Source organism: Aminobacter sp. UC22_36, assembly GCF_044056035.1.
Lineage (GTDB): Bacteria > Pseudomonadota > Alphaproteobacteria > Rhizobiales > Rhizobiaceae > Aminobacter.
Map to the genome: position 1 here is coordinate 1,307,703 of NZ_CP171996.1, position 12,377 is coordinate 1,320,079.

Consider the following 12,377-nt stretch of genomic DNA (forward strand, 5'->3'; position numbering starts at 1 on the left):
GTATCAGCGCGATGCCGCTAAAGATATGATGCCGGTGGGAGCTTCATCCCGCGAACTGTATTGCTGACCGTTCGCTGCCACGCAGTGTAGCCAGGTTTCTGGCGCATCGAGATCCCTGAGTCTGTGCGGGTTCCATCGATTACCATCGGCCGTCCTGTGGTCTCTGCGACGGACTTAGCACACGCGATGGCGCGCCGCGGCGAGCCACATAGATGCTGCGAACAATACGACGACTTTGATATATGGCCGTTCAACGCAACGTTCGCTGTTGTGGGGCGCGGACATCAGCGACAGCTGTTTCCGACGCGCCCATTATCGCCACTCGTTTAAGCGGTGTAGCTCCCACAGGAGAGGATCTCTCGATGGCTAGGTCGGTTCCGACAATTGAGAGGTCTCTTCGGAGTTCCGAGACCTCCCCACACCAAATGGATTCTGCGTCACGGTCACGTGCACGATCTGCGGTGCCGCCGTCAGTCGTGAATGCAACCGCGCGCATCTGCATTCGCTCTAATCCAGCCGAGCTGACCTCTACACCATAGTCAGGCCGTGTCGTGCTACGCAGGATCAGTCGACCATCCTGCGGCGAGGCCAGCGTCATGCCTTCAGTGACTTGGTATCCAAGCTTTGCCAGGCCTTCGAGCACAGCGGTCCGCCGCGCTTCCGCAGCGGCGGCCTCACGACGAGCCGTTAACGCAACCTGCGTTTGGGAAAGCAGTGCTTCCAACGCTTCGACGCCAAGCTCGTCCAAATCGGACTGTGCCGGTTTGCCGTCCTTGTCGGTCGCCGACAGCTCCGCGATCTGAATACGGACATCTAGCACCAATGCGCGCCGTCTCCTGTGTTCCATCAACGCCCGCGCAGTCTCAACCTCGAGTGCATCCAGCATGAGATTGCGTCTGGCTTCATCAGCGTCTTCAATTTCCAAGATGCGCGTCTGCCAGCGGGCTGTATCGAAATGGTCCTGCATTTCATCGATCCGCGCCTGTATCCGTTCGATTGCAGGGTCGAGCGGCTGGGTAGGCTGCTGCGCCAGCCATTCAGCGAAGGAGCGAAGCCCACTGCCTTCCCTCATGCTAGCCGCCAGTGATGCTGAAGCTATTGAGTCATTGGAAACTGGTGTCGCTTTCTCCAGCAAACGGAATGCTTCGGACAACGCGTCCAATTCCGCCCGCCGAAGGCGATCGGCAAGCCCTGACGGGATGGAGACCTGCAGCTCGCTAAGGCGAATAAGGAGACTGGCCAAAGCCTCCTTGCCACGGCGCTCCTTGGATCTCTTCGCTGCCTTCGCGGCCGCGGCCGCGACCAGACGTCTTTGGATGTCATCGCGCAGAAACTGCACTTCGAGCGGAGCCTGCTTCTGGAAATCCATAAAGCGATCGCTTGCGATCAAGGAGGCCAGCGCATCACGGCGACGCCTCGTCGAAGTTATCGCATCATCATCGATAAACTCGTTCCGCTGACCGACCTTCAACCACTCGTCGAAAGCAGCATCGACGCGCGCCAACAGTCCATTGCAAAGGTCGATGATCTCATCCCGAGTGACGATCCGGACGACTTTCGGTCCGCTCATTTTGCGCTCCCCATTGCTCTGATGACTGCGCTACGAAGCAGATCGCGCTCGGTTTTTGGGTCATGGAACCATCGATGCGATGAGACCCGGTGTATCGCGGGTATCGAGCGACGGAGGACAGTCGGCCGCCACATCTCGCGTGCCCTTGCGTTCTCGAGAAGAGGATGCCGCGGAGCGTCGCACTCAATGCCCAATCCGAAGAGCCCTGTCCTCGGATCCTCGATCGCGAAGTCCAGGCCAAATGCGCCGTCGTCGCTCACACCGACCGGTTCCCATCCGAGCGCGCGGACTTCTTCCGCGACTGCTATTTCGAGACCATCCCGGTTGCTTTCGACGTGCCTGCTTCTCCGCTGTTCCGGAGTAAGCCGGGCCAGCAGCGCTTCTGCGGATTGGAAATCGCCGTCGGACAAAGCACGTGCGTACTCAAAGTACGCTTGGAGATAGTCTCGTGGACTCTGGACTTGCCGGCGTGTCGCCAAAAGATCGGAGATCAGCGGTATGGGCATCGAGGTGACTAGGATCACCTTTTGGCGTGCACGGGTCACCGCCACGTTCAAGCGGCGCTCCCCTCCTGTCTGACCCAACACTCCAAATGAGCGCCTGAAGGTGCCTTGCTCGTTTCTACCGAACGTAGAGGAGAAGATGATGATGTCGCGTTCGTCGCCCTGTACGTTCTCGACGTTCTTGACGAACACGCTCATGTCCTCACCGCCCTCGAGCCTCTCCCGTTCCCGGGTCAGCGCCAACCTGAAAGCGGAATCGCGTTCCGCCCGTTCTTCGAGAACATCGTCGATCAGGTCCGCTTGCTTTCGGTTGAAGGTGACGATGCCGACGGTGGGCGGATTCCGTCCATGTGCGGTCCAAAGGTCTCGCAGGATGTCAACGACGCGTTCTGCTTCCTGGGGGTTTGTTTGATCCTGATAGATGCCGTCGACGCGGACCAGCTCCACCGGACGCTTCCTCTTTATCTCTTCGATCGGCTGTCGTGCCGGAACACTGAGGCCATTTCTGTAGAATGCTGCGTTCGAGAACTGGATCAGCTCGCGGTATATCGATCTGTAGTGGATTTGGAGGGTCGTTGCCGGCAGTACCGTCTTGGCTAGTTGCAAGAGGTCGGGGCAATCCTTGATTTCGCGCCTGTTCCAAGTCTCCTCCATGACCTCACGTTCTTCCTCGGCCATGTCATCGTGTGCAAAATTGCCTTCAAACACCTCTGCTTCGTCGCTTTCCACCTTGCTGGAGAAGAAAGACGTTGGCGGCATCTGCTTCTCGTCACCAGAAACAATCATCCGGCCACTGCGGAACAGCGTCGGCAGCGCGTATTCGATCGGCATCTGGGAGGCTTCATCGAATATGACGGAGTTGAATAGCGCCTTCCGGAGTGGCAGAAGTCTGCTAGCGACGTCAGGATTGACCAACCAGACTGGGCGCAGCTTCATCAGCCCTAGATCGGTTCCCAGTTCCATAAACTCGCGCAGCCGACGCGAGCGCGTTCCACGCAGGCGGGTGATATCCTCCCACGCCCGCAAAGGTCTGATGCTGTCGGGATCGAAACCTTCAATGAGCAGCCTGCGGTTTAGACGCCGCATGTCCTGGTCCGCCGTAATCAGAGACGTGGCTTTCGCCGATAGTTCCCTGGCATCAAGTAGCAAGGCTGGATGGGCGCCTTCCAACCTTGCCTTCCACGCCAGCCGCGCTTCCGTGGCGATGATGCTCCGTACCACGGGCTCAAGGTCGGCTGGGTCCAACTGCTCCAGACGATCGCGGACGAGCGCGAGGTGCGAGAACACCTGCATGGTCTCTTCGCCCATCTGAGGGATGCGGGCGCGGAATCGCTGATAGGGAACCAACTGCGGCAGCGCCTTAATCAACGGAATGAGGCGTGAGGCATTCGAGCCGTCGAGTTCGATCGCCATCAAGCACTGATGGACGAACTCTTCCTGAAGCCAAGCGGATACCCGTGCGGCCGCGGCTCTGCTTTGCTCTCGTGCCGCATGACGCGCCAGCCCTTGTCGCATCCGGTCCAAGAGCAAGTGCACCGCTTGTTCGTCTGCGGCCTTCGCCATCACAACGGCGCTTGCTCTGTCGGGGTGTGTCTCCAGCGAGTGGACAAGCCTTTCTACTGCCGCCAGAGCTTCGATCTTCTCGCGCGCCCCTTCCAGCATCAGCGGAACGCGTAGCGGCCCGAGGTCCGTCGCTTCGCCGATGTCCATCATCGCAGTCTGAAGCCTGGAACGAAGTGGACGGAGCCGGACCTCTCTTGCAAGTGCTTCCGCTAGATCCGCTTCATTTGTTAGGTCGGAGGTCTTCATCAGCTTGCGCCGTTTGCTGGAGGCCATCCAACGTCTCGGCGAAAGCCTCTGAAAAAAAGTCGGCGGGGTCGATAGCCGATCGGAGATACCCTTCCAGACTGCGAGCGACGCGTCGTCCATCGCCCGCGCTACCTCGACCGCTTTCAGGCTTGCTTCGTCCGGGGGCAGATCGGTCAGCGCCTGCTCCAAGGCGGCGATTTCTTTCTGGATCGCGAGCGATCCTGGCTCCCTCTCTGCAGCATTCGCCATTCGATCCAGCCAGCGGGCAAGCCTCACGCGGGCTGTCGGGGCAAGGCTCTTGAAGGTGTTCGCATTGTTCCTTGTCCAACTCTCATGGGGTATAGGATCAGCGACCGGCAGTGCATCAGGTGTCCGCTCGATCGTCCCGATCCGTTCGACCTCGGCCGCCGCGAAAGCCTTAATGTCCTCCAAAAAGGTTTCGACGCTTCCATCGTCCGTGCCGAACGGGAGCGTGCTGGCGAGCGGGCTATTCTCGAAGTGCGCTAGCAACCAAACGGCTGCGATCGGGGCGCAATTCTCCTCCATCAACGCGAGGGTTCCCGGATCTGTACGCCCCAGCATCTGCCGCAACGAAGGCACTGGAATAGCCAACCTCCCGTCGGCTAAGCCGATGAGATCGCCAACTATCAGTCGGTAAGAGAGGCCGGTCTGTTCATCTGCGGCATGCAGCGCCTTGTGATGCTCGTCAAGCTCTCGCTCAAGCGACTTCGATTCGTGCTGCCGCTTGCGATCGCTGCTGCGGCCAGCCACGGGCGACGCGCGGATTCCGGAAGAGTTCTTCCAACTGCTCTCGGATGGCGCGGATGGTAGGCTCGCGGTCCTTGTTGACGTCCTGGACCATGACAATCCGCTCGCCGAGACCTGCCGCCTCGAGGCGTTTGAACACCACTCCAAGCGCCGCCTGCTTCTGGCACACTACCAGGAGACTGCACCCCGTCCCGATAGCGTCCGCGACCATGTTGACGATGGTCTGACTCTTCCCGGTGCCGGGTGGACCTTCCACGAGCAGTCCGTGCCCCCCACGCGCCTCGATGACTGCTGCCTCTTGAGATGGATCGGAATCGGATGTGAAATATCGCTCGCGCTCAGGGACTTGAGGCCTTTCAGGAGGAGCAGCTACCTCTCCGATCCTGAAAGCAGTTTCGAGACTGCTACCCAAAGGTGACAGGGCTTTCAGCTGCCGGAGGTCTTCCATAACGGCTTGCCCGAAGAAGCCGAGATGGAAAATCGCCGCCGCGCAGACAATCCTGTCTTCCCCTGGCCTGACACGGACATCCTTGGATGGAAGCGGTTCCAACCCGGTCGACTCTATGGTGCCGAACTCGGCGAAGGCCTCGGTGACCTCTGTCGCGGTGACGGTGGAGCGTTGCAGAATCTCCCTAGCGACTTCCTGCCACTTTACGGCTGCATCGATGCCCAGCAGTGTCTCGAAAGCGGGGTTCAGCCGGACTTCCTCGCGATCGCGGTCAAAGGAGATGATCACACGTCCGCGCGAGCCAACTTGCGGCTCAAGTTTGACTGGCCAAAGGAGAATCGGAGCGATCCGGGGGCGCACGCTCGCGCGTTGTTCCTGCATCACGAAGAATGGGAAGCCCATGTAGAGACCGTCAATACCTGTATCGCGACGGTATAGCGTGGAATGTGAATGCAGGGTGCGCAGCCGCCGTTCGATGCGGTCGTCGATCGCGAAAGCCTGTGGATCGATCTCGATCTTTTGATCGTTGCGCAGCAGGACATGGTTGAGAATCTCGGTAGCCTTGCGGCGCGAACTATCCAGCTCCATGAGATCGATGCGCGCCGACGTTTTGGCGATCGTCATCCTCGTCAGTGGCCCGCGCATGATCGTGCCCGTGATGCGCCTGGCGTAGAAATCAAGCAGGGTGGCCACATAAGCCTGACCCGGCGGTTTGACCCAATCACCCTCGGAGACAGCCAGCAATGCAAGCGACCTGGCCAAAGGCAGTCTTCTCTCGAGCCGGAACTGGTCGGCCCACTGGTCGATGCGGTCGTGTCCGCATCGTGCAAATCCTTCAAGCCTCCGCTCGATCTCCGCGTGTAGTTCTCGCCGAGGCTGGTTAATCCATTGCAGTGCGGCTACGCGGTCGAAGTCGCTACGACCAGCCTGTGTAGCGGCTTCCTGCGCTTCGTCGACAATGGCCCCTGCAGCCCGGAACTGGTTGGTCGCGGCACTGAGGAGAAGGATGAGATCTTCCTCCTCGGTGACCCGGCGCTCTACGATCGCAAGGAGACCAGGATGGTCAGTGTCCGGCAGTACACGACGGCGGTCATCCCAAACGGCGGCTAGACGGCTTCGGGACGTCGATAAGGACGCCGACCGCAGAAGACCTTCGTCGAGCTCGACCTCGAGCTGCCTGGCGCGCTCACGAACCCTATGTTCACGCCGCTTCAACCGTCCGAGCCAAGTCCCGTCCGGATCGTCTCCAAGACGATCCGGAACTGGTCCGGTCACAAGGGCGTAGCCTTCATCCGGATGGTCAACGAGCCAGCCCGGTGTGACGATTTCGCCCCGGACGACGAGCGGCATCGAAGTGTTCATCGCCTTGAGGGCGAGTGCGAGGCGAAAGTCTTCCGGCACATCGGAAAGGCCCGCGATCGTCCTAACTTTCGATCGGAGATCCGACTTTTGATCGGCCTCCGCGAGCCAGGTCGCAAGGTCTCCACCCACAAGCAAGCGCCGGGCTTCGTCCCAACGATCCGCCTGTGCCGCCGCGAGCGCGAACCGTTCCGGGGTCGAGATCCGCTGAGTTCCGAGCGGAATCGAAAGCCGTCCGCTAGAAGCCGATGAACCCCGCACGCTTGGTGGCGCTTCCGCAATGTCGCCGTCGAGCCAACGCCGTGTTTCCGGCCATGTCCAGCGCTTGCGCCGTTCTAGCGAAAGCAGGCCGCGCAGCAGCGCATCCAAAGGATGGGGCAAGCCTTCTGGAATCGGCGCCCCGTTCGTTAGTACGCTGATGAGGAACGGCTGGTCATCCGCCCCAGCGAAACAGTCACCTTTGGTCACCTGCTCTAGGAGAAGCATGCCGAGGCTCCACCAGTCGCTCGCGGCCGCGACGCCACCGGCTACGGCTTCAGGTGCGGTGTAGCGCGTGATCTCCAGCGGCGAGACGATATCGAGATCGTGGTCTGAGAGCTGTGCCGAACCAAAGCACGTTATCACGAGGTCGAGTGGCTCCCGAGAACGAACCAAGATGGTAGTCGGACGCAGGTCACGGTGCCGAAGACCGCATTCGGCCAGTGCCGCCAGAGCGCCACCGATTTCCTCGACAATCCGTGTGAGCGTGGCCACGTCACCCAAGTTGACGCCGAGATCTGCTAGGGTTCCACCCTTGACGTCCTCGGTCACCTCGTAGGCGCGGTCTTCCCATCTTCCGGTCTCAAGGATTTCAGGAACGTGGTCACGGTCGAGAGATCGGAGTGCGATGTAAACGTCAGGATCGGGTTCGCTGCCGTCGGCATAGAGCGTCAGGATGGCTTCCCGGCCGTCTGCGGCATGGACAGTTCGGTATCGTTCGCGCACCTGACTTGCGGTCGGCAGGCGCTCCACAAGACGCCATCCAGCAACCACCGTCTCGCCAAAAGGCGAGCTGCACTGCTCATCGACGGGGTCGGCACATCGAGAGAAATCACCATCGGCATCAGCGTCGGCTGCCAACGGGGACTCCACATCCAATCCACAGACAGTGCAAATTAGATCACCCGGTTCGACGGGGTGCCCATTCGGACAGGTAGATGGCTGTGAAGCGGGTTGTTCCAGAGGTGCTTGCTCAGGCCGCCAGCCGTTGGGCCTTACCGGCAGGCCGGATAATGGCCAGTCGCACATCTTCCCTTCGACCATTTCCGAGCAGAAGAGCTCGTCCAAAGGGCGTTCAGTTTCACAGTTGGCGCAAAAACGCATCATGCCTGGCGGCTCGCAGAAAAGTCGGATGTCACAACGTGATGCCCCTCACTCTCGAGAAGCCTTCTGAGTTTTCGGAACTCGCCGCGGGCCGGCACCCCCGCAAACCAAGCGTTCCCAGCTTCGTCGAACAATACGTCGAGCTTGCGGTCTTGCACTCCGGCCTCGCGATCGTACTCGACAAACTCTGCACCTGCGTCCGTGAGGACGTGAAGTTTCTGGTTATCGCTGCCGCGGAGCGCCAAGGTCTGGGGGAGATCAGACCTGAAGGGTCCGGTCATGATAGCGTCGATCAAGCCCGGATGCCGTTCTAGCCACCCTGAAATCTCTTCGAGTTCCCGACCGGTGAACACGAATATTGATGCGGATAATGTCGCACGCCACGCGGATAGAAGTGCGGCCAATGCATCTGGCTGATCGAAGGGTTCACCTCCCGATACCGTGAGGCCGTCGGCTTCATGCGCCGAAGCGATCACATGGTCGATGAGGCCTTCCACGTGGATCCTACCTGCATCGGCGTGCCACGTGTCAACTGAAACGCAGCCTGGGCATCGGATCGAGCAACCCTGGAACCAGACGCCTACACGTCGGCCTGGTCCTAATGCGGTCACTGGGAAGTGTACACGCGAGATCGAAGCCAGCATCAGACACTTTCCAGAACGAGCGTCGTTACGCTTCCAACCTCCACGCGTTCGATGCGGGCAGGGCCAGACTCTGTCCGATCGAACACGGCGCGTGCGAGCGGGTTTATCAGATGCGCTTCGATTTGATTGCGAATGCCGCGCCCCCCGTTGCCGAGATCTGCTGTACAAAGGTGCTTCAGTGTTTCCAACGCAGGGTCGGAGATCGTCACGATGTGACCAGAGGCGTTCGCCTCCCCGAGGACCGCCTCGACCATGGAAGCGAAGATCTTCTCCGCCACCGCGGGACGGATGAAGTCGAACACGATGATGTTCTCGCCGAAGCGGTTGAGGATTTCCGGTCGGTTGAGGACGAGCTTGAAGTGGTTGCCAATCTCGGCCTTGACGCGCGACTTAACTTCCTCGAACGGCTGCTCAGGGGAGACGTTCACCGTCCGGCTGCCATCAGGGGCAGTCGAGTATATGCCTAGGTTCGACGTGAAGATGATCAGGGCCTCCGAGAAGTAGACGCGATCGCCTCGGCCCGAAGTCAGCATTCCGTCGTCCAGAATCTGCAGGAACTTGTCGAGGATCTTGGGATGTGCCTTCTCGATCTCGTCGAAGAGGACCACGCTGAAGGGCTTCTCCCTCACAGCATTAGTCAGTTCTCCACCGACGTCGTAGCCGACATAGCCGGGTGGCGCCCCGATCAATCGCTGATCCGCATGCTCGGCGCTGAATTCAGACATATCGAAGCGGATATACGCGCTCTCGTCGCCGAATAGGAGCTCCGTGACGGTCTTCGCCAGCTCGGTTTTGCCAACGCCCGTCGGCCCGGCAAGGAACGCGACTCCCCGTGGCCTTCCACCGCGGCGCTCGCCGCCAATTCCGGTCGCGGCCCTCTTCACTATGTCGAGCATGTGAACGGCGGCGTGATCCTGGCCGATGACCCTTCGAGCTATAATATCGGCACCATTCCGGATCTTGCCGCGCTCGATTTTCTTCCAAGCATCCTCAGTCACGCCGACCTTGAAACGCCGAACGGCCTCGCCGATGTCCTGCATGGGGACCTTCTCCGTGCGTGCGAGCTGCGCCACGGAGTTTAGGTCGACCAGAAGCATCCCCTCGGTTGAGTCGACGAGTTCGCGTCCGGCAGCGGCTGCTTCTTCGTTGGAAGCTTCCTTGAAGCCCGACAGCCCCCGCAGCAGAGATGTCGCAACGGCTTGCCTCGCAAAGCGATCTGGTGGCGGTATGGGGATATGCCGAATTCGGGGGTTTTCAATCGTCAGCCAGTCAGGCAGGTCGCCCTCCTTCTCCACGATCCAGATGATTGTGTTGAACCGGGGCGCCCTGTCGGGGCCGACTGGCCGTGGCTGAGCGCGATGGCTCAGCACAAGCGCGCGGGTGAACAACTGCTGCTCGGCGGGCGACAGCGCGTCGCTCCTGACGATAAGGCGGGAGGCAAAGTCAACCACCAGCGAGAGCGGCGGCCCGTCAAGTGCAATCAAACGCTCCAACACCGAGCTTACTAGGTCTACGCCGGCGGCTGCCCTGCCGTTCGTCGGCGCGAGACCCAGCCTCGTGAGAATGCCCGTTGCATCTCCAGAAGATCCGTCCGGCCGAGCGAGAAGACTGAAGCCTTCGATGGGGTCGTATCGGACGACATCTGCGTATCCAGCATCACCCAGTGTCGCGGAAATCGCTTCCGTCAAGCCGACAGTCGCTGTCATCTCGCTTACGCGTCTCGTTTGGAGGTCGCGGACATTGCCCGTAAGAACGAACTGGCTTTTGAGTGGAAGGAAACGCGTCAGATCGCGTATCCAGCGAGAACCGAGATCTTCAGACTGCACGTGCTATTCCTAGGGGTTCGAGACCTGGGAAAATGAATGTCACCATTGGCACTCGTGTCGCCTCCCAAGCCCATTTCACATCGCGATGATCGATGCATAGCTAATTCATCCGGGATTTCGCTACCACAAGTCGATGCGCGCAATGGATGACGTCGATTCATAAGCAATCTCGCTTAAACAATGTTCTACTTCAACTCGCTAATATGAGACGGCGCCTAGGAAGGCCGGCCATGCAGTTAAATTGCTAGTTTTGAGCAGTCGCCGGAGCTTCGGATCGCGTATCATGTAGGCAGCGAGTACTCGGCTGACGCGGGTCAATGACCTTGGTGATCGATGAACTTTGCCAATCATTCTGGGCGTCTAGCTTCTTAAGGTTCTGGTCAGTTGTTTGGAATTCCTCCAGGCTTCGGGGGGGGGAAATGCGACGAAAAAACGTCCCCCCAAGGGATTAGCCCGCCTTGGCCAGAAGTGGTCTTTTGAACGCCTCCTCTCTGTCAAGTTGTTAGGCATTCTTCACATCACTGTTAACTGAGCTCTTTTGGATAGCCTTGACCTTCGCTTTCACTGCAATCACGGTGCGAGAGTGAGGGGTGGGCTATGACTGGCCGGGGGCGGCGACAATCGGAATGGCGACCGCAAAGAGCGCGCTATCGGCGGCGCAGGATGCCCTATGCCGCCAGACGATCAATTCCAGTGATGATCATCATTGGAGCAATAATGATCTATCAGGTGATGGAGCAAAGTAGCGCGAAGGTGGGCAGCCTATTCGATAGCCTTGACTCTAGCGCACCACGCCCGGCGACCGAGACTATCAAAGGGCGCGCTTCGGTAATCGATGGGGACACCATCGAGATCGCCGGCCAGCGCGTTCGCTTTAATGGCATCGATGCGCCCGAGAGTGCGCAATATTGCCAGGACGCGAAGGGCTTGGAATATGCGTGCGGCCGGAAGGCAGCGTCAGCGCTCGATAAGTTCCTTGCTGCTTCCCGTCCCGTGCGTTGTTCCTTTGTCGAATGGGATCAATACGGCCGCTTCGTTGGCAACTGCTTCCGCGCTGATGGGAAATCAGTGGCAGGCTGGCTTGTCGAGAGTGGCCATGCTCTGGATTGGCCTCGATATTCCAACGGCATTTATGCGCAACATCAGACAGCGGCTAAGCGTGCCAGGCTAGGCATCTGGCAAGGCCAGTTTCAGGAACCCTGGGACTGGCGAGCCAATCGTGCCGATGAGATCGTACCTACAACAGTGGCGCCCAGCCCAAGCTTCACGCTGCTGGGTTCTTCCTCGTGCGACATCAAAGGTAACGTCAGCTCTAAAGGCGAGCGGATTTACCACCTGCCTGGCCAGAAATTCTACCGACAGACCAAGATTTCAGAGAACAAAGGCGAACGCTGGTTCTGTTCGGAAGCAGAAGCCAGGCAAGCTGGTTGGCGCAAATCGCAACGATAATCGGCCTGTTTGCCTTGACGGTTGGCACTCAAGCAGCAAGGATGCAGGCTTGAATCCGGGGGGATTTATTTGAAAACTATACTGAAACTCGCCTTGATGGCGATTTTTGCCACTTGCTCAACTGCAACATCCAATCACCGAGGCCGCCGAACCTGATTGACGCCGCTGCACTCAGGCAGATGGCGCCGGCTGGCCGATATCGCAGCCCGGCAACAGCACACGGTGAACAGGGATGCATGGGAGTGTTTTCAATAGGTATCCCGTAAGTACGGCGGTAATCACAAGCCGGGAATCGCCCGAATGAAGGAACGACGCGGAGCCAAATAGGCTATTTTGGTTGAGGCACGGCAAAAATAGATTTGGCTTACAATAAAGGTATTACTGGGAATGGAAATGAAATCTGTATTTCTGGCGGTTCTGACGGTCGTAGCTCTGGCGAGTAACGCTGAGGCGCATGGTGGCGGCTGCCGCAAAAGTTCACCGCCCGGCCAATGTTGCCACATGGATAACAGCGCAGGATCGGTGCATTGCCATTGATGCGAGCGCCGTTGAAAAATCACAAAGAAAACATCGGGTTAAAGGAATAGCTGCTAGCCGCAGTCTGGTGACGTGCTTGCTGCCTTTCGAGAAATTCGCTGA

At 59.2% G+C, this 12,377-nt stretch carries 6 protein-coding genes; 1 reads left to right on the plus strand and 5 read right to left on the minus strand.

The window, feature by feature from the left end; genetic code table 11:
- Positions 1–250: 250 nt before the first annotated feature.
- From ACHMW7_RS09690 to ACHMW7_RS09710, 5 genes are all read right to left on the minus strand, one after another.
- A complete protein-coding gene (locus ACHMW7_RS09690) occupies positions 251–1,570 on the minus strand; it encodes a hypothetical protein (protein WP_395450043.1) in 1,320 nt (439 codons plus the stop codon).
- Positions 1,567–4,653, minus strand: a complete 3,087-nt coding sequence (locus tag ACHMW7_RS09695) for an AAA domain-containing protein (RefSeq protein ID WP_395450044.1) — start codon at positions 4,651–4,653, stop codon at positions 1,567–1,569. The genes ACHMW7_RS09690 and ACHMW7_RS09695 overlap by 4 nt, the downstream gene beginning before the upstream one ends.
- A complete protein-coding gene (locus ACHMW7_RS09700) occupies positions 4,601–7,576 on the minus strand; it encodes a DUF4011 domain-containing protein (RefSeq protein ID WP_395450045.1) in 2,976 nt (991 codons plus the stop codon). Before ACHMW7_RS09700 ends, ACHMW7_RS09695 begins: the two co-directional genes overlap by 53 nt.
- A 242-nt stretch (positions 7,577–7,818) precedes the next feature.
- Positions 7,819–8,463, minus strand: a complete 645-nt coding sequence (locus ACHMW7_RS09705) for a 4Fe-4S single cluster domain-containing protein (protein ID WP_395450046.1) — start codon at positions 8,461–8,463, stop codon at positions 7,819–7,821.
- The gene (locus ACHMW7_RS09710; protein ID WP_395450047.1) at positions 8,463–10,169 is read right to left on the minus strand and encodes an AAA family ATPase; all 1,707 of its coding nucleotides are present in this window, start codon (positions 10,167–10,169) and stop codon (positions 8,463–8,465) included. Before ACHMW7_RS09710 ends, ACHMW7_RS09705 begins: the two co-directional genes overlap by 1 nt.
- A gap of 837 nt (positions 10,170–11,006) precedes the next feature.
- Here ACHMW7_RS09710 and ACHMW7_RS09715 point away from each other — a divergent pair.
- Positions 11,007–11,738, plus strand: coding sequence for a thermonuclease family protein (locus ACHMW7_RS09715; protein ID WP_395450048.1), 732 nt, complete (start codon positions 11,007–11,009; stop codon positions 11,736–11,738).
- Positions 11,739–12,377 lie beyond the last annotated feature (639 nt).

Excerpts from the sequence above, each read along its gene's own strand:
- ACHMW7_RS09705 (WP_395450046.1), bottom strand. The coding sequence starts at position 8,463 with ATGCTGGCTTCGATCTCGCGTGTACACTTCCCAGTGACCGCATTAGGA.
- ACHMW7_RS09690 (WP_395450043.1), bottom strand. The coding sequence starts at position 1,570 with ATGAGCGGACCGAAAGTCGTCCGGATCGTCACTCGGGATGAGATCATC.
- ACHMW7_RS09715 (WP_395450048.1), top strand. The coding sequence starts at position 11,007 with ATGATCTATCAGGTGATGGAGCAAAGTAGCGCGAAGGTGGGCAGCCTA.
- ACHMW7_RS09710 (WP_395450047.1), bottom strand. The coding sequence starts at position 10,169 with ATGACAGCGACTGTCGGCTTGACGGAAGCGATTTCCGCGACACTGGGT.